This is a genomic window from Streptomyces sp. NPDC002574 (assembly GCF_042889545.1).
GTDB lineage: Bacteria > Actinomycetota > Actinomycetes > Streptomycetales > Streptomycetaceae > Actinacidiphila.
Genome location: NZ_JBIARB010000006.1, coordinates 308,102 through 325,704, shown reverse-complemented (window position 1 = coordinate 325,704; position 17,603 = coordinate 308,102). Strand labels below are relative to the sequence as shown.

General features: G+C 74.2%; 13 protein-coding genes. 8 read left to right on the top strand and 5 right to left on the bottom strand.

All coding sequences use genetic code 11. The features are described from left to right. The first annotated feature begins 25 nt into the window (after positions 1 to 25). The 6 genes from ACFYXS_RS16555 to ACFYXS_RS16530 all read left to right on the top strand — a co-directional run bounded on the left by ACFYXS_RS16555 (position 26) and on the right by ACFYXS_RS16530 (position 8,862). Positions 26 to 658, top strand: a complete 633-nt coding sequence (locus ACFYXS_RS16555; RefSeq protein ID WP_389248519.1) for a helix-turn-helix domain-containing protein — start codon at positions 26 to 28, stop codon at positions 656 to 658. Between the two features lie 5 nt (positions 659 to 663). Continuing rightward, the gene (lysA, locus tag ACFYXS_RS16550; RefSeq protein WP_389248517.1) at positions 664 to 2,091 is read left to right on the top strand and encodes a diaminopimelate decarboxylase; all 1,428 of its coding nucleotides are present in this window, start codon (positions 664 to 666) and stop codon (positions 2,089 to 2,091) included. Positions 2,092 to 2,120: 29 nt separating this feature from the next. Beyond that, the gene (locus ACFYXS_RS16545) at positions 2,121 to 4,193 is read left to right on the top strand and encodes a prolyl oligopeptidase family serine peptidase (RefSeq protein ID WP_389248515.1); all 2,073 of its coding nucleotides are present in this window, start codon (positions 2,121 to 2,123) and stop codon (positions 4,191 to 4,193) included. Between the two features lie 478 nt (positions 4,194 to 4,671). After that, positions 4,672 to 7,623 (top strand): SpoIIE family protein phosphatase, encoded by a 2,952-nt coding sequence (locus tag ACFYXS_RS16540; protein WP_389248513.1) that lies wholly within the window; start codon positions 4,672 to 4,674, stop codon positions 7,621 to 7,623. Between the two features lie 118 nt (positions 7,624 to 7,741). Continuing rightward, positions 7,742 to 8,686 carry a D-2-hydroxyacid dehydrogenase family protein gene (locus ACFYXS_RS16535; RefSeq protein ID WP_389248511.1) on the top strand — a complete coding sequence of 315 codons (945 nt, stop codon included), beginning with the start codon at positions 7,742 to 7,744 and terminating at the stop codon, positions 8,684 to 8,686. Positions 8,687 to 8,715: 29 nt separating this feature from the next. Beyond that, entirely contained in the window at positions 8,716 to 8,862 is a 147-nt protein-coding gene (locus ACFYXS_RS16530) for a hypothetical protein (protein ID WP_389248509.1), read from the top strand. Between the two features lie 229 nt (positions 8,863 to 9,091). Here ACFYXS_RS16530 and ACFYXS_RS16525 read toward each other — a convergent pair whose 3' ends face one another. The 5 genes from ACFYXS_RS16525 to ACFYXS_RS16505 form a co-directional block, all read right to left on the bottom strand. Next, positions 9,092 to 9,721, bottom strand: a complete 630-nt coding sequence (locus tag ACFYXS_RS16525; protein ID WP_389248507.1) for an MBL fold metallo-hydrolase — start codon at positions 9,719 to 9,721, stop codon at positions 9,092 to 9,094. Then, complete coding sequence (locus tag ACFYXS_RS16520) at positions 9,721 to 10,806, bottom strand: S-(hydroxymethyl)mycothiol dehydrogenase (RefSeq protein WP_389248505.1); 1,086 nt, start codon at positions 10,804 to 10,806, stop codon at positions 9,721 to 9,723. Before ACFYXS_RS16520 ends, ACFYXS_RS16525 begins: the two co-directional genes overlap by 1 nt. Before the next feature lie 188 nt (positions 10,807 to 10,994). Beyond that, positions 10,995 to 13,310 (bottom strand): FtsX-like permease family protein, encoded by a 2,316-nt coding sequence (locus ACFYXS_RS16515; protein WP_389248503.1) that lies wholly within the window; start codon positions 13,308 to 13,310, stop codon positions 10,995 to 10,997. Between the two features lie 5 nt (positions 13,311 to 13,315). After that, positions 13,316 to 14,092 (bottom strand): ABC transporter ATP-binding protein, encoded by a 777-nt coding sequence (locus tag ACFYXS_RS16510; protein ID WP_389248501.1) that lies wholly within the window; start codon positions 14,090 to 14,092, stop codon positions 13,316 to 13,318. After that, positions 14,089 to 14,595, bottom strand: a complete 507-nt coding sequence (locus ACFYXS_RS16505) for a PadR family transcriptional regulator (RefSeq protein WP_389248499.1) — start codon at positions 14,593 to 14,595, stop codon at positions 14,089 to 14,091. The genes ACFYXS_RS16510 and ACFYXS_RS16505 overlap by 4 nt, the downstream gene beginning before the upstream one ends. Positions 14,596 to 14,765: 170 nt before the next feature. On the opposite strand from ACFYXS_RS16505, the gene ACFYXS_RS16500 reads away from it, so the two are divergent. Then, positions 14,766 to 16,043: an ABC transporter substrate-binding protein gene (locus ACFYXS_RS16500; protein WP_389248876.1), complete on the top strand. Its 1,278-nt coding sequence runs from the start codon at positions 14,766 to 14,768 to the stop codon at positions 16,041 to 16,043. A gap of 224 nt (positions 16,044 to 16,267) precedes the next feature. Further along, positions 16,268 to 17,599 carry an ABC transporter substrate-binding protein gene (locus ACFYXS_RS16495; RefSeq protein ID WP_389248497.1) on the top strand — a complete coding sequence of 444 codons (1,332 nt, stop codon included), beginning with the start codon at positions 16,268 to 16,270 and terminating at the stop codon, positions 17,597 to 17,599. Positions 17,600 to 17,603: the final 4 nt, after the last annotated feature.

Sequence of the window (17,603 nt, the reverse complement as noted above, 5' to 3'; positions counted from 1 at the left end):
GCTCGGCGAGTATTACTGTCGCCCGATGACATCGTCAAGGGTTGAATCACCCGAGGCATCACCACCGCCGGACGGGTCGCCCCGTGCCGCGCTGGACGAGGCCGCGAACCGGGCGATCGCCACACTCGCCGGGTCGGTGGCCCAGGTCAGACGGGCATCCGGCCTGACCCTGTCGACCGTCGCCGGCCGGGCGGGCTTCTCCCCGGCCTACATCTCCCAGATCGAGTCGGGATCGGCCAACCCGACCGCGCGCACGCTGGCACAGGTCGCCGCGGGCCTCGGGTGCGGCGTGGCCGAACTGTTCGGCGCGGCAGAAGGGGAGGCCGGGAGCGCCCCCGCGTTCCCGGCGCGCTTCGCTGCCGCCCCGCTGCTCGCCCAGGTGCCCGGCCACTCCGGAATCTGGGACCGCACCGCGAGCGGCGCGTCCCGGCTCCAGATCCGGCTGGTCCACGGCGATCCCGGCGACCACGGCGAGCCGGTCCGCCACCCGGGCGAGGAGGTCCTCGTCGTGCTCGCCGGCGGATGCACCGTGCGGGTCGCCGACATCGTGCACCACCTGCGCCCCGCCGACGTCTGTCACCTGGCGGCGTCGGACGAACACCAGATCACCGAGTCCAGCGACGACCTGCTGCTGCTGGTCGTCCTCAGCGAGGAGTAGCGCCCATGGCATCGGCCCACGCGGCCCCGCCCGCCCCGCGCCAGGCGTCCGCCGCCGGCAGCGTGTCCGCCGCGCACGAGGCGGCGGCCGACGGTCTGGCCCCGGCCGCCGGACCGGAGGATGCACCCGAGGTCTGGCCGCTGACCGCCCGCACCGTCGACGGTGAACTGCGCGTCGGCGAGGTCTCCTTGCCCGCTCTGGCCAAGGCGTGCGGCACACCCCTCTACGTCGTCGACGAGGCCGACTTCCGGGAACGGGCCCGCCAGTGGCGGGCCTCCGGGGCCGACCGGGTGCACTACGCCTCCAAGGCCTTCCTGTGCGCCGAGATGGTCCGCTGGGTGGACGCGGAGCGCCTGCACCTGGACGTGTGCAGCGAGGGCGAACTCGAACTCGCCGTCGGCACCGGCTTCGACCCGGCCCGGGTCGTCATGCACGGCAACAACAAGCTCCCGGCCGAACTCGCCGCCGCCGTCCGGCACGGGGTCGGCGTCGTGGTCGTCGACTGCCTGGAGGAGATCGAGCGACTGGCCGCCCTCGCGCACGCCGCCGGCCGGGTCCAGGACGTCTATCTGCGGATCGCGCCCGGGGTCGCGGCCGACACCCACGACTACATGGCGACCGGCAGCGACGACGTCAAGTTCGGCTTCCCGATCTCCGGCGGCCACGCCGAGCGGGCCGCCCTGGCCGCCCACCGCGCCCCGGGGCTGCGGTTCGTGGGTGTCCACTCGCACATCGGCTCGCAGATCGTGGACACCGCTGGGCTGCGCACGGCGGCGGCCCGGATCGCCGGCTTCGTGCGGACGCTCACCGAGCGCCACGGCATCACCGTCACGGAGATCGACCTCGGCGGCGGCGCCGGCATCCCCTACCTCCCCGGCCGCCCACGGCTGCGTCCGGCCGACGCCGTCGCCGCGCTGCGGGCGGGGATCGCCGAGGTGCTCGATCCCCGCGAGGTGCACCTGGCCGTCGAACCCGGCCGGTCGATGATCGGTACGGCCGGGGTGACGCTCTACCGGGTCGGCGTGGTCAAGGACGGCCTGCGGCGCCGCTTCGTCTCCGTCGACGGCGGCATGAGCGACGCCCTGCGCCCCTCGCTGTACGCCGCCCAGTACACGGCCTGGACCGCCAACCGCACCCCGGCCGCACCGCCCCGGCACTCGGTCGTCGTCGGCAAGCACTGCGAGAGCGGTGACATCGTGGTGCCCGACATCGCCCTGCCCGGGGACGTCGCGGTCGGCGATCTGCTCGCCGTCCCCGCCACCGGCGCCTACCACCACGTGATGGCCAGCAACTACAACTTCCAGCCGCGCCCTGCCGTGGTCGCGGTCGCCGACGGCCGCGCCCGGCTGATGGTGCGCCGGGAGACCGCGGCCGATCTGCTGGCCCGCGACGCGGCCGGACGGGCCGTCGACCTCAAGGGGAGCCCGCGTTGACGGAGCGTCAGGTACATCAGGAGCGTCCGGTGCGGCAGGACCCCGGCCACAAGCGGGTACTGCCCCACGGGGAGTGGCCCTCACCGATCACCGCGGACATGGTCGCGGCCGGTTCGGGGTCCAAGAGCTGGCCCTCCGGCGCCGGGGCGGAGACCTGGTGGTGCGCCCTGGATCCGCGGACCGCCACCGTACGGCTGCTGCGCACGCGTCCGTCCGCGCCGGAACCGCGGCCGGTGCTGGGCGAGGGCTGGTCCGTGCGCAACCGCGCGCTCGGCTACGGAGGGCGTCCCTACGTCCTGCGACCGGGAGCCGACCACCACCTGCTGGTCTTCACCGACCACCGCGACCAGCGGCTGTACCGCGCCGACGTCGCGTCCCTCCACGACGACGCCGCGGCCCCCGACGTACCGGCCGAGCCGGAGCCGCGTCCGCTGACGCCACCGGACGGCCCCGAAGCCACCACGTGCTACGTCGATATGACGATCAGTCAGGACGGGTCGGAGGTCTGGTGCGTCCGCGAGGTGACGACCGCGCCGTCCGGTCCCGGGGACGACGACCCGGCCCCCCGCACCCGCCGCGACATCGTGGCCGTACCCCTGTCCGGGGCGGCGGCCGACGACCCCGGAGCGATCCGGGTGGTCGCCCGCTCGCACCACTTCCTGTCCGGTGCCCGCGTCAGCCCCGACGGCCGCCGGCTGGCCTGGATCGGCTGGGACCACCCTCTGATGCCGTGGGACGCCACCGACCTGATGGTCGCCAACCTGGTGGACGGTGTCGCGGTCGGCGCCGTACGCGTCCTGGGCGGTGACGGGGTGTCGGTGCCGCAGGCGGAATGGGCCGGCCCGGACACGCTGTACGCGATGGCGGACCCTGACGGCTGGTGGAATCTGCACCGCGTCTCGCTGAGGCCGCACGACGCCGACGCCGCAGCCGACGCCGCTGTCGAGTGCGTCCTGCCGATGCGTCGGGAGTGCGCCGGCGCGCTGTGGCGGGTCGGGCAGAGCTGGTTCGCGGTCACCGCCGCGGGCGTCGTCCTGCGCCACGGCCTCGGCGACCAGCAGCTCACCCTTTGGCGTCCGGGCACCGGAACGCTCACCGAACTCGCCCCGGGATGGACCGAGTTCGGCTCCGACCTGTGGGCCGACGACACGCACGCCGTGCTCCTCGCCGGCGCCGCCGACCGCGGCCGCACCGTGCTGCGGGTGCCCCTGCCCGGTGCGGGGACGCCCCCCGCCCCGGCCGTCGACTGCGCTCCGGCGGGCCGCACCCCGTACGCCGCCTTTCACTCGGTCCCGGAGCGCCGTACCGCCCGCGCGGCGGACGGCCGTGAGGTGCACTACGTCTACTACCCGCCGGTCAACCCGGACGTCGAGGGACCGGCCGGCGAGACGCCACCCCTGCTGATCCACGTCCACGGCGGCCCCACCAGCAGCACCGGCGCCACCCCCGACCTGGAGTTCTCGCTCTTCTGCAGTCGGGGCTTCGCGGTGGCGAGCGTGGACTACGGCGGCTCCACCGGATACGGCCGTGAGTACCGCGACCGACTCCGGCACTCCTGGGGCGTGGTGGACGTCGAGGACAGCGTCACCGTGGCCCGCGAACTGGCCGCACTCGGCCTGGCGGACCCCGCCCGCACCGCGATCCGGGGCGGCTCGGCCGGCGGGTGGACGTCGCTGGCCTGCCTGAGCTCGACCGACGTGTTCGCCTGCGGAGCGGTGTACTACCCGATCAGCGACCCCCTGGCCTGGTCCGGCGGCCACACGCACGATTTCGAGTCGCGCTACATCCAGAGCCTCATCGGCGAACTCCCCCGCGACCGCGCGCGGTACGAGCGGGTCTCGCCGCTGGCGAACGCGGCGCGCATCAGCAGCCCCCTGGTGATGCTGCAGGGCGCCGACGACTTCATCTGCCGCCCGGACCAGGCCGAGGTGATCGTCGCGGCGGTCGCGGCACGCGGGCTGTGGCACCGCTATCTCCTCTTCGAGGGCGAGGGGCACGGCTTCCGCAAGGCGTCCAGCGTCGCGCGCTCGCTGCTCGCGGAGGCGGAGCTGTACAGCCACGTCATGGGCGTCACGGTGGATGTGGACCACCAGGACACCTGACGGAGCAACACCTGGTGCGGGACCCGTCGGTCCCGCACCAGGCCACCCGCGACGCGGCCCGTGACGGCGGCGGCGCCCACGCTCCTGGCACGGGCGGCCCCTGGTGACAGCGCCACCGGTCCTGCCCGACCCGATGGCTCGCGGGGCGCCCGCCGACGCTCCCGCGCAGGAGCGGCACCCGCGCGGGCCGGAGTCGAGGACACGACCCGCAACCCCGGCACAGGCGGCAGCCGCCCGCCCCTCGGCGGAGCCGGGATCGCGACAACCTGCGCCCTGGGCAGCAGCGCCCCGGCCGACCGCCGCCGCGTCGTGACCCGCCCCGGGAGCGTGCGGGACTTCCGCCGACGGGCGCGGCTGCGCCCCCGCGCTCCCGGCACGGGCGGCACGCACCCGGCCCGGTGCGGAGCCGACTCGCACTGACGGCGCGCGCGCTCGGCGCTATGTTGGCCTCGGGAGGAGTATCCGACGGAATGAGGGCATGATCCCGAACGAAGCCTCCGCCCAGGAACCGCGAGCGCCATCGGAGCAGCCCGGCGAGGACAGGCTGCGGCTGCTCCTGTCCACGGGCGACGATCAGGGCGAACGCGATGCGCTGCGGCTGGGGCTGCAACAGGCCGTGGGCGCCCTGGCAGGGCTGGGCGGGCTGGTGCACCTGCGCGGACGGCAGGCCCGCGGCGGGATCCCGCTGCGGCTCTCGACCAGCATCGGGCTGCCCAGGAACCTCACCCGGGGCTGGGTCTACCTCGCCGACCACGACCGCACCGCCCCGGGCAGGGCCACCGCCGAGAACACCCGGCTGTGGCTGCCCACGACCGCGGTCACCCCGGGCCCGCTCCCGCCGCGCTCCGGTGTCGCGGCGGTCCCGCTGCCCGGCCCCGAGGGCCCGCTCGGCGCGCTGTCCGTGGTGACGGCCGGCGACCTGCCGCCCACCGACGCCCAGTGGGACCTGCTCGAGCGGATCGCGGCCTGGGTCGCCGACCGGCTCGGCCGGCCCGCGCCCGCCGAGCCGCGCCAGCGCTGGCGGCTGGCCGAGCGCAGGCCCGGCACCCGGCTCCCGACCACCGCCACCGACGTCGGCGTGGGCACCTGGGAGTGGAACGTCCGCACCGGCGAGGCCTTCCTCGACGACACCGCGCAGCACGTCTTCGGCATGCCCCCCGACCTGTACGACGGGCGCATCGAGACCTGGGTGGAACTCGTGCACCCCGAGGACCTGCCCTGGGTGATCGCCGACGCGGAGGACGCGGCCCGGGCGGTCGGCGGGTACGCCTCCGAGTACCGGGTGCGGCGCCCCGACGGCGGCTTCCGCTGGGTCCAGGCGCGCGGACGCAGCGTGCACGGCGACGACGGCAGGCCGCTGCTGCTGCGCGGGGTGCTGTGGGACAGCACCGAGACCCGGGTCGCGATGGACACGGTGGGACGCGCGCTGCGGCACATGAGCGACGGCTTCCTGGCGCTGGCCCCGGACGGGCGGATCGTGTTCGCCAACGGCCAGGCCGATCGGCTGCTGGGCGCCCACGGCAGGACCGGCGGCCGGATCCTGTGGGACCTGCCCGGGGTCGGCCCCTCGGGGCTGGAGGCCCGCTGCCGGGAGGCCGCCGTGTCCGGGAGCCCGGTCAGCGGTGACATCGCCTGGGACGGCGGGCAGCGCACGTACCGGGCCCGGGTGATGCCCGTGCCCGACGGCCTGACGGTGTACCTCACCGATGTGTCCGAGCAGCGCCGGGCGGAGGAGGCGCAGGCCAAGGCCGCGCAGGCCGCGGCCGACCGCGCCGCGCACATCGGGCGGCTGACCACGGCACTGGCCGAGGCGGTGACGGTGAACGACGTCGTGCACGCCGTCGCCGAGCGGGTCCTGCCGTTGTTCGACGCGACCGGTCTGATCATCCAGACCCTGGAGGGCGACTTCCTGCGCGCCGTCGGCTTCGTCGGCTACCCCCCGGACCTCATGCGGCGCACCGGCCGGGAGCAGCTCACCCCGGGCACCCCGGGCGCCGACGCCCTCCGCGACCGGATGCCGCTCTACATCACCTCGGCCCGGGAGTACGTCTCGCTCTACCCGAACCGCGCCGAGCTGCGCGAATGGGCGCAGAAGCACGCCTGGGCGTTCCTGCCGCTGATCGTCTCCGGCAAACCGGTCGGCTGCTGCGTCCTCTCCTTCTCCGAGCCGCGCCCGTTCACCGAGGAGGAGCGCACCCTGCTCACCGCGCTCGCCGGGCTGATCGCCCAGGCGCTGGAGCGCGCCCGGCTGTACGACGCCGAGCACGGCCGGGCCCAGGAGCTGCAGCGCGGACTGCTTCCCCGCACGCTGCCCGTGCTGCCCGCGGTCACCGCCGCCGCGCGCTACCTGCCGGCCACCGAGGGCACGACGGCGGGTGGCGACTGGTACGACGTCATCCCGCTCTCCGCCGACCGTACCGCGCTGGTCATCGGCGACGTCATGGGCCACGGGATCTCGGAGGCCGTCACGATGGGCCGGCTGCGTACCGCGGTGCACACCCTGGCGGGTCTGGAACTGCCGCCCGACGAGCTGATGGCGCACCTCAACGACCTGGTGAGCGACCTCGGCGACGACTTCTACGCGACCTGCCTGTACGCCGTGTACGACCCGGCCGCGGGGCGCTGCACCCTGGCGCGGGCGGGCCATCCGCCGCCCGCGCTGGTCCGTCCCGACGGAACCGTCCAGTTCCTCGGCGGCCCGCCCGACCCTCCGCTGGGCGCGGCCACCCCGCCGTTCGCGCTGGTGGAGCTGGAGGTGCCGGACCGCAGTCTGCTGGCCCTGTACTCCGACGGCCTGGTCGAGTCCTCGCGGCGGGACATCGACACCGGGATGGCCCAGCTCGCCGAGGTGCTGACCCAGGCCCTCGCCCTCACGCCCTCGGCGCCCGGCGGCGGTGGCCGGCACGACGACCGGCGGCTCGAAGTGCGCCGCCTGGAGCGGCTGTGCGAGCAGGTGTGCGCCGCGCTCGGCCTCGGCAAGGAGCACGCCGGCGACGACGCGGCGCTGCTGATCGCCTGCGCCCACGCGCTGGCCCCCGAGGACATGGCCTCCTGGTCGCTGCCCGAGGAGCCGGTCGCGGCCGGCCAGGCCCGGGACCACGTACGGCGGCAGCTGGAGCGGTGGGGCCTGGACGACCTGGTCACGACCACGGAGCTGATCGCCAGCGAGCTGGTCGGCAACGTCGTCCGGCACGCGCGCGGACCGGTGGGCCTGCGGCTGATCCGCAGCCGCAACCTGGTGTGCGAGGTGTCGGACGGCAGCCTCACCACCCCCCGCATCCGGCACGCCGCCCCCAGCGACGAGGGTGGCCGCGGACTGCAGTTGGTCGCCGCGCTGTGCCAGCGGTGGGGCACCCGCTACACCCCGTACGGGAAGAGCATCTGGACCGAGCAGACGATCCCGGAGGCGGACGCACGGCCGGAGCTCTGATCGGCCGAGCCGCCCGGCCGGGGGTGTCCGTGAGCGGCGCGACCCCGCGGATTACCCTCGGCGGCAGCGATCAAGAACCGGCCGGCGGAGCACCGGTCCCGAGCCAAGGAGCCGAGCGATGCGCATCGCAGTGCTGGACGACTACCAGAGGGCGGCCCACCGCTTCGCCGACTGGAACGCCCTGGGCGCGGAGGTCGTCTTCCGCCAGGACCACCTCGACACCACCGAGGCGCTGGTCGCGGCGCTGGACGGGTTCGACGTGGTGGTGGCCATGCGGGAGCGCACCCCGTTCACCGCCGAGCGATTCGCGGCACTGCCCGCGCTGCGGCTGCTGGTGACGACGGGCATGGCCAACGCGTCCGTCGACCTGGAGGCGGCGCGGCGTCACGGGGTGACGGTCTGCGGCACCGAGAGCCCCGCGCATGCCACGGCGGAGCTGACGTGGGGGCTGATCCTGTCCCTCACCCGGCACATCCACCAGGAGGCGGCGGGGATGCGCCGCGGCGAGTGGCAGCACAGCGTCGGAGGGGACCTGGACGGCCGCACGCTGGGGATCGTGGGCCTCGGCCGGCTGGGGGCGCGCGTCGCCGCGATCGGTACCGCCTTCGGGATGCGGGTGCTGGCGTGGAGCACCCACCTCGACCCGGCGAGGGCGGCCGAGCACGGGGCCCTGGCGGTGGACAAGGAGGAGCTGTTCTCGGCGTCCGACGTCGTCACCGTGCACTACAAGCTCAGCGAGCGCAGCACGGGCCTGGTCGGCGCTCGGGAACTGGCCCGGATGAAGCCGACCGCACTGTTGGTGAACACCTCCCGCGGCCCGCTCGTCGACACGCCCGCCCTGGTCGCCGCCCTGCGCGAGGGCCGGATCGCGGGCGCCGCGCTGGATGTCTACGACACCGAACCGCTTCCCCCGCGGGACGAGTTGCGCACGCTGCCCAACACTCTGCTCACCCCGCACCTCGGCTACGTCACGGAGGCCACGTACGACGTCTTCTACCGTCAGGCCGCCGAGGACATCGCGGCGTTCCGCGACGGGACGCCGCTGCGGGTGCTGACGTCCTGAGGCGTGCGGGCAGGTTTCTGCTGTGCCCGGTGGTCGCACTGGCGCTGTTCGGGCTGGTGCTCGGACCCGTCGCACACCTGCCCCTGCCCGTCATCCTCGTCGCGGTCACCGCCATCGGCGGCCGGCCGGCCCTCTACGGCATCCGCAGGCGTCTGGCGCACCGCGTGGGGCGATGACCGTGACCGCGACCCCGGCACAGACGTGCCGCGGCCGGGCGGAGCGCGGCGGAGGCCTCGTTCGTCCTCGGGCCGGTGGGCCTGCTGGTGCCACGGCCACGGGCCCTCGGCGCGGCCGACCTGATCGTGCCGGCCGTGGTCACCGCCACCGACCACACCTTCGTCTGGTCGCTGTGACCCCCGTCGGGGGGGAGGACCGGCCGGTCCTCCCCCCGAACGGTCTTCCGGCTCAGTGGCCGCGGGCGATCCACTCGTCGAGGTGCGGTGCCTCGGCGCCGATCGTGGTGCTGTCGCCGTGCCCGGTCCGGACCACCGTCTCCGGCGGCAGCGTCAGCAGACGGTCGCGGATCGAGTCGACGATGGTGGGGAAGTCCGAGAAGGACCGCCCCGTGGCCCCCGGGCCGCCCTGGAAGAGGGTGTCACCGGTGAAGACCGTGCCGAGCTCCGGCGCGTACAGGCAGACGGCGCCCGGGGCGTGGCCCGGAGTGTGCAGGACGGTGAGGCCGGTGCCGGCCACCGCGATCTCCTGACCGTCCGTCAGCTCGCCGTCGGGGGCGCGGTCGGGGTGGGTGTGCTTCCACAGCGGCAGGTCGTCGCCGTGCAGCAGGATCGGCGCGCCCGTCAGCGACGCGAGCGCGGGGGCCGCGTCGATGTGGTCGTTGTGGGCGTGGGTGCTGACGATGGCGAGCAGGCGCCGCCCGCCGAGCGCGCGGGCGATGGCCTCGGCGTCGTGGGCCGCGTCGATGACGATCGCCTCGCTGTCGTCGCCGACGATCCACACGTTGTTGTCGACGTCCCAGGTGCCGCCGTCGAGGGAGAAGGTGCCGGAGGTGACCAGGTGGTCCACGCGGGCGGCCATCAGAGGACCACCACCGAACGCAGGACGTCGCCGCCGTGCATGCGCTCGAAGGCCTTCTCCACCTCGTCCAGGGCGATGGTCTCGGTGACGAAGGCCCCCAGGTCGAGCCGGCCCTGCTGGTACAGGTCGATGAGCATGGGGAAGTCGCGGGACGGCAGGCAGTCGCCGTACCAGGAGGACTTCAGGGCGCCGCCGCGGCCGAAGACGTCCAGCAGCGGGAGCTCCAGCTTCATCTCCGGGGTGGGCACGCCGACCAGAACGACGGTGCCGGCCAGGTCGCGGGCGTAGAAGGCCTGCCGGTAGGTCTCGGGGCGGCCGACCGCCTCGATGACGACGTCGGCGCCGAAGCCGCCGGTCAGCTCGCGGACCGCCTCGACCGGGTCGGTCTCCTTGGAGTTGACGGTGTGGGTGGCGCCGAGCTTCTTGGCCGTCTCCAGCTTCCGCGGGTCGACGTCGATGGCGATGATCTTCGAGGCGCCCGCCAGCCGCGCGCCCATGACGGCCGAGCCGCCGACACCGCCGCAGCCGATGACGGCGACGCTGTCCCCGCGGTCGACGTTGCCGGTGTTGAGGGCGGCGCCGAGGCCGGCCATGATGCCGCAGCCGAGCAGCCCGGCGACGGCGGGGCTGGCGGCGGGGTCGACCTTGGTGCACTGGCCCGCGTGAACGAGGGTCTTCTCCGCGAAGGCGCCGATGCCCAGGGCCGGGGACAGCTCGGTGCCGTCCAGCAGCGTCATCTTCTGCTTCGCGTTGTGGGTGTTGAAGCAGTACCAGGGGCGGCCGCGCAGGCAGGCACGGCACTGGCCGCACACCGCACGCCAGTTGAGGATCACGAAGTCGCCGGGGGCCACGTCGGTCACGCCTTCGCCGACGGACTCCACGATGCCGGCCGCCTCATGACCGAGCAGGAAGGGGAAGTCGTCGTTGATGCCGCCCTCGCGGTAGTGCAGGTCGGTGTGGCAGACCCCGCACGCCTGGATCCTGACCAGCGCCTCCCCCGGTCCCGGGTCGGGCACGACGATCGTTTCCAGGCTGACGGGGGAACCCTTCTCCCGGGCGACGACGGCACGGACCTGGTGGGCCATGGGGTACTCCTCGGCTGGTACGAATCCTGGGACGGACGTTTCCCGTCGCGGCACACAAGGCGCATATCGCGACGCAAGCATCGGCGACTCCGGACAGAGCGGTCAAGGACCGCACAGCCCGGCCGGCCGGCCCGGTCCATTCTTACCAGGGATCCTGCCGACGGTCCCCGCACGGCGAGGGGCGCCGGTCAGGCGGTGTGCATCAGGGTGCGCGCCCCGCGGTCGCCCGCCGCGCGCGCGGCGGGCAGCAGCGCGGCCGTCACGGCGACCGTCACGCACACGAAGCCGACCAGCAGGAGCGCGGTCCACGGCGGCGACTGGGCGATGCCCGCGCCGACGCCGCTGGACCGCCCCTGCAGGTCGATCAGCCAGTCCGAGGCGTACACCCCGGCCGTGACGCCGGCGACCGCGGCCGTCAGCGCGGTCAGCCCGATGCCCGTCACCACGGTCGCGACCGTCTGCTGGGGCGTCAGGCCCACCGCGCGGTAGGCGCGCATGTCGCGGGCGTGGTCGCGGATGCCGGTGCCGACGGCCGTGGAGAGCTCGGCCAGCGCGATCAGCGCCAGCACGGTCACCAGGCCGATGACGACCCCGCGCACCGGGGAGAGTTCGGCGCCGGGCCCGGCGACCTCGCGCACTTCCAGCGCGCCGCCCGAGTCCTCGGTCAGCCGCGTGCGCACGGCCGCCCGGTCCGCGTCCGGCCGCAGCACCAGGCTGTAGTAGGCGGGGCGGATCGAGTCGTCCTGGGCGTGGAGCACGTCCAGCGGCGCCGAGATCACCCGCCCGCCGTGCCCGGTCTCGATGCTGCGCCCGACGATGTGGAGGATGTGCGGGGTCCCGCCGACGGTCACCCGCACCCACTGGCCGACGCCGGCGTGCAGCGCGTCGAGCAGGCCCTGTCCGGCCACCGCCTCGTCAGGACCGGTGGGACGGCGGCCCTCGGCGACGGCGAACGGGTAGGGGTCGGCGACGGTGCCGATGCCGCGCAGCGTGACGGACTGCGACTGGCCGGGCGCCAGCGCGGTGAGTTCGGCACCCGGGTGGACGGCGGTGACGGCGGGCTCCGCGGCCAGCAGCCGGCGCGCGGCCGCGTCCGTCAGCCCGTTGGGACGGGCGGTCAACGCCCCGGCCTGGCCGACCTGTTCGGGATGGTGCTCGAAGCGGTCCAGGGTGGCCCACGTGCCCAGCGCGACGGTGATCATCAGTACCGGGAGCGCCAGCCGGGCGACCGCGACCGCCGAGCGCAGTGGCCGGTGCAGCACTCCCCGGCATCCCAGGACGAGGGCGGGCGGGGTGCGCAGCCGCAGGGCGGCCCTGGCCGCGCCCGACATCCGCCGCCGCCCCGGAACGGCCCCGCGCGCGGCGGGAATCGGCGGCACCCGGCCGGCGCGCCACGCGGCGAGTACCGTCGCCAGGGCGATGACCAGCACGGTCGCGGCCGCCGTGCCGGGCAGCGCCCAGGTGTGCTGCGGCAGCCCCTGCCACAGCGCGACGGCCTCGCCCATCGGGCCGGGGATCCCCGGCGCCAGGGTCTCCGCGGCCACCGCGCCGAGCACCACCCCGGCCGTGGCGAGCACGGCGTGCTGCACCAGGAACATCCGCACGACCTGCGCCGGGGTGAAGCCGACGGCCTTGAGCACCGCGATGTCGCGCACGTACGCCAGCACGCGCGTGCCGATGCCGCCGGTCACGGCGATCGCCGCGGCCAGCAGCGCGGCCAGCCCGAACAACCCGAGCAGCAGCCCGAGAAGGTGGTTGTCGCCCTCGGCGTCGGCGCGCGCCTCGCGCCAGGTGGAGACCGTCAGTACGCGGTCCGAGCCCACGGCGGTGACGGCCCGCTGCACGACGAAGGCGGTGTCGGCCGGGTCCGCGAGCCGCAGCCCGACGGTCTCCCCGGTGTGCCCGGCCCCTGGGCCGAGGGCACCGATCAGCGTGGCGGAGGCCCAGCCGACACCCGGGGTGTCGCCCGGAGCGTAGCCCGGCTCGGCGGTCGCGGCGATGCCCACCACCCGTACGGTGCCGTGCCGTCCGCCGCCGGTGACGGTGATCTCGTCGCCGGGCTCGGCCCACAGCGCGGTGGCCACCGACCGTTCCAGCACCACACCGTCGCCGGCGCCGCCGTCGAGCCAGCGGCCGCGGTCCATGAGCGGCCGGCCCACCTCCGGCGGGGTGGCACCGGAGGCGCGCAGGTCGAGGGCGGCCTTCTCGCGGCCGTGCTGGGCGGTGACGGTGAGCGTGCGGAAGGGGCCGGAGACGCCGGTGACGCCGTCCAGCCGGGACAGCGCCGCGGTGCCGGCGGCGGTGCCGGTGCCGTCGGTGCGCAGCCACACGTGCGCGCCCTCCGTGGCGGTGAACATCCGCTGCCAGGGGTTGGCCGCGTAGACCAGCAGCGCGACCGACAGCAGCAGCGCCACGGTGATCCCCGCGGTGGCCAGGACGATGGACAGGGCCTGCCCGCGGTGCGTGCGCAGATCGGCGAGGGCCCAGCGGGCGGTGGCGCGCACGGCGGTCAGCCCTGCAGTTTCACGACGTCGGCGGCGGCGCGGGAGGGGCGGGCGCCGTCCGAAGGGCCGTCGAGGACGACGTCGTCGACGATCTCGCCGTCGAAGAGGCTGATCACCCGGTCCGCGGCGCTGGCCACCTTGGCGTCGTGCGTGACCAGCAGGATGGTCTGGCCGCGTTCGTGGCAGCGGGCGAGCAGCCGCAGCACCTCCCGGCTGCCCCTGCTGTCCAGGCTGCCGGTGGGCTCGTCGGCCAGCAGCAGGGCGGGGCGGTTGACCAGTGCCCGGGCCAGGGCCACGCGCTGCTGCTCGCCGCCGGAGAGGTCGGCGGGAGTGCTGTCCTCCTTGCCCTCCAGGCCGAGTTCGGCCAGCAGTTCCTGCCGGGCGGCGCGCACCTGGCGCGGCGAGCGGCCGGCCAGCAGGGCGGGAAGTTCGATGTTGTCGGCGACGGTGAGGGTGGAGACGAGGTTGAAGAACTGGAAGACGATGCCGACGCCGCGCCGCCGCAGCACCGCCCAGCGGGCCTCGCTCAGTTGGTCGACCCGCTGCCCGTCCAGCCATATGCGGCCGCGGTCGGGGCGTTCCAGCCCGCCGAGCAGGTGCAGGAGGGTGGACTTGCCGGCGCCCGACGGCCCGGTGACGGCGACGAACTCACCGGGCCGCACTTCCAGGTCGACCCCGCGCACCGCCCTGACCTCGCCGCCGTCCACGCGGTGCGTCTTGACCAGTCCCTCGACCCGGAGCATGTGGGGCGCCCGCGGGAGGGGCGGTTCGGCCCGTCTCATTCCAGCTCCTCCTGGCAGCGCTCCAGCCAGTCGAGGTCGGCCTGCAGATGCAGGGTCGCGCCCTCGATGAGCAGTTGCGCGATGCGGTTGTCCCGGTCCTCCCCCGAGGCGAGCCGCGACATGGCCCGCATCAGGTTGAGGTAGTGGCGGCGCTGCTTGTTGATCAGGGAGACCTGGTCGGCCATTCCCGTGGCAGGGGCGAGGGCGAGCTTCATGAAGAACTCGTCGCGCACCCGGGCTTCGCTGGACGGCTCCTCGAACCAGGCGGAGACCGCTTCCCGCCCGGCGTCGGTGAGTTCGTAGATCCGCTTGTTGGGCCGGCCGGACTGGGTGACGTCCTCGCCCCGGATCAGTCCCGACTTCTCCAGGCGCGCCAGTGTCACATAGATCTGGCCGATGTTCGGCTGGGGATAGGCAGCGCCGAAAAGCTTCTCGAGTTCCGTCTTGAGCTCGTAGCCGTGGGCGGGCCCCTTGGCGAGCAGTGCCATCAGGGGAAGGCGCACGCTCGTCCCGCCTCCTCCCCGGCTACCTGCGTGTTAGGGGCTCCTGTTGCCCCGGCCCGTCGTCGAGCAGGCCATATTGCCGCAATGGCTAGTATCGCGCATGTCCAACAGGTATACATGGCCCTTCGGACGACGACGACGTCGCGCCGGTGCGGGACCTGGAGGACGACATGCGCTGGGCGGGGGCCGCGGGAAGAACGCTGCTCGTCGCTGCGCTGCTGCTGACCGGGTACGGGGGCGCGGGGGCCCGGGCTGCCGACGGGCCGCCCGGCGAGGGCGGCCGGGGGCCGGTGACGCTGGCCACCGGCCGGGATCTGACCGGCTACCTGCAGCACGTCCTCGACGGCTGGAACCGCGCCCACCCGCTGGAGCGGGCCACGCTCGTGGAGCTGCCGGAGGCGGCCGACGAGGTGCACGCGCAGATGGTGGACAGCCTGCGGTCCGGCAGCGACCGCTTCGACGTCCTCAACATCGACGTCGCGTGGACCTCGGAGTTCGCGGGCGCGGGCTGGATCGCTCCGGTCGACCCTCGCGGGATGCCGCTGGACCGGCTGCTGCCCTCGGTCGTGGACACCGCGACCTTCCACGGGCGCCTGTACGCGGTGCCGTACGTGACCAACGCCGGGCTGCTGTACTACCGCAAGGACATCCTCGACCGGGAGCACCTGGCGCCGCCGCGCACCTGGGCGGAGCTGGAGGAGCAGGCGAAGACCCTCGCCCCCAAGTACCGGATCGGCGGCTACGCCGGGCAGTTCCTGCCGTACGAGGGGCTGACGGTCAACGTCACCGAGGCCGTGCAGTCGGCCGGCGGCGGCATCCTCGGCGGCGAGGGCAGCCGCGTCACCGTCGACTCGGCGGCGGCGCGCGAGGGGCTGGGCTTCCTCGTGCGCGGGGTGCGCGAGGGCTGGATCCCGCGCGCGGCCTTGCGGTTCAAGGAGGAGGAGTCCCGGCGCGCCTTCCAGGAGGGCGAGTTGCTCTTCCTGCGCAACTGGCCCTATGTGTACGACCTGGCGTCCGGGCCGGACTCCAAGGTGGCGGGCCGGTTCGGCGCGGTGCCGCTGCCCGGCCCGGACGGTCCGGGCTCCAGTGTGCTCGGCGGGTCCAACCTGGCGGTCAACACGCACGCGCGGCACGCCCGCACGGCGGCGGATCTGATGGCCTACATGACGGGTGAGGCCGTGCAGCGGCAGGTGCTCACCGAGGGCTCGCTGCCGCCGGTGTGGGCGGACCTGTACCGGGACCCCGTGCTGGTGCGCCGCTATCCGTACCTCCCGGTGCTGGAGCAGAGCGTACGGGCGGCCAAGCCGCGCCCCAAGAGCGCGCGGTACGAGCAGGTGAGCCTGGCGGTGGCGGCGGTGAGCCGGGACGCGCTGGCGCAGCACGCGACGCCGGCACAGGCGGTGGCGCGGCTGGACCGCGAGCTGCGGGAGATCGTGCGGGGCGGCTGAGCCCCTCTTCTCTTCGCTAGTTACTTGTTAAGTATGCCGTCGGGACGCCCCTTGCCGCTTTGCCCGGCATCTATCGCCACAAACACCCCCAGTAGTGAGTGCCTCTCGGCAGCTCCATTGACATCGCACCAAGATGGCTACCTAACATGCATGCATAACGAGCCAGTTGACGCGGCGTGCCGTGTCGTTCCCTCACCACTCCACCGAGGAAAGGACCCTCCCCGATGAAGCGCACGCTCGTCGCGGCCACCGCCCTGTGCGGCCTGGCCCTCACGACCACCGCCTGCGGCGGCGACACCAAGGCCGCCTCCGACTCCGGTGCCGGCTCCGGCAGTCAGGAGCTCAAGGGCCAGACGGTGACGGTCGCCGCCGTCTGGACCGGCACGGAGCAGAAGAACTTCCAGAAGGTCCTGGACGGCTTCACCGCGAAGACCGGGGCGAAGGTCGCCTACGTCTCCACCGGCGACAACTTCGCCACCGTCCTCGGCAGCAAGATCGCGGGCGGCGACTCGCCCGACGTGGCCATGGCCCCGCAGCCCGGCGTGGTCCAGCAGTTCGCGGGCAAGGGCTGGCTCCTGCCGCTGTCCCCCGCCGTGAAGAGCGCCGCGGAGCAGAACTTCGCCAAGGTCTGGCAGACGTTCGGCACCGTCGACGGCACCTACTACGGCCTGTACTTCAAGGCCTCCGACAAGTCGACGGTCTGGTACAGCCCCCAAGCGCTGGACACCGCGGGCGTGCAGCCGCCGAAGACCTTCCAGGAACTGCTGGACGCCGCCGGCGCGGTCTCCGACTCGGGCCTGCCCGCCTTCGCCGTCGGCGGCTCGGACGGCTGGACGCTCACCGACTGGTTCGAGAACGTCTACCTCTCGCAGGCCGGCCCGGAGAACTACGACAAGCTGACCCAGCACCAGATCCCCTGGACCGACCCGACCGTCGTCAAGGCACTCGGCACCCTGGCCAAGGTGTTCGGCAAGGACGACCTCCTCGCGGGCGGCCGCAAGGGCGCCCTGGCCACCAGCTTCCCCGACTCCGTCGCGCAGGTCTTCGGCAAGACGCAGAAGGCCGGCATGGTCTACGAGGGCGACTTCGTCGGCGGCGTCGTCTCCGGCGACCTGGGCGGCACGGTCGGGGAGGACGCCAAGTTCTTCCCGTTCCCGTCCGTCGACGGCGGTCCCGCGCCGGTGGTCGGCGGCGGCGACGCCGCGGTGGCGCTGAAGTCCGGCAAGAACACCAAGGCCGGCATGAAGCTGCTGGAGTACCTGGCGACCCCCGAGGCCGCGGCGATCTGGGCCAAGGCGGGCGGCTACCTCTCCCCCAACCAGAAGCTCGACCCGGCCGCCTACGCGGACGACACGACCCGCGAGACGGCCAAGTCCCTGGTGGGCGCCGGGGACACGGTGCGCTTCGACATGTCCGACCAGACGCCTCCCGCCTTCGGCGGCACGCCCGGCAAGGGCGAGTGGAAGATCCTCCAGGACTTCCTGGCCGACCCGAAGGACCCCAAGGCCACCGCGGCGAAGCTCGAGGCCGCGGCCGCCAAGGCCTACCAGGGCTGAGGCT

What these genes read in the sequence shown, in the direction of transcription:
- ACFYXS_RS16495 (WP_389248497.1), top strand. Translation starts at nt 16,268, where the DNA reads ATGAAGCGCACGCTCGTCGCGGCCACCGCCCTGTGCGGCCTGGCCCTC.
- ACFYXS_RS16525 (WP_389248507.1), bottom strand. Translation starts at nt 9,721, where the DNA reads ATGGCCGCCCGCGTGGACCACCTGGTCACCTCCGGCACCTTCTCCCTC.
- ACFYXS_RS16520 (WP_389248505.1), bottom strand. Translation starts at nt 10,806, where the DNA reads ATGGCCCACCAGGTCCGTGCCGTCGTCGCCCGGGAGAAGGGTTCCCCC.
- ACFYXS_RS16500 (WP_389248876.1), top strand. Translation starts at nt 14,766, where the DNA reads ATGCGCTGGGCGGGGGCCGCGGGAAGAACGCTGCTCGTCGCTGCGCTG.
- ACFYXS_RS16535 (WP_389248511.1), top strand. Translation starts at nt 7,742, where the DNA reads ATGCGCATCGCAGTGCTGGACGACTACCAGAGGGCGGCCCACCGCTTC.
- ACFYXS_RS16510 (WP_389248501.1), bottom strand. Translation starts at nt 14,092, where the DNA reads ATGAGACGGGCCGAACCGCCCCTCCCGCGGGCGCCCCACATGCTCCGG.
- lysA (WP_389248517.1), top strand. Translation starts at nt 664, where the DNA reads ATGGCATCGGCCCACGCGGCCCCGCCCGCCCCGCGCCAGGCGTCCGCC.
- ACFYXS_RS16540 (WP_389248513.1), top strand. Translation starts at nt 4,672, where the DNA reads ATGATCCCGAACGAAGCCTCCGCCCAGGAACCGCGAGCGCCATCGGAG.
- ACFYXS_RS16555 (WP_389248519.1), top strand. Translation starts at nt 26, where the DNA reads ATGACATCGTCAAGGGTTGAATCACCCGAGGCATCACCACCGCCGGAC.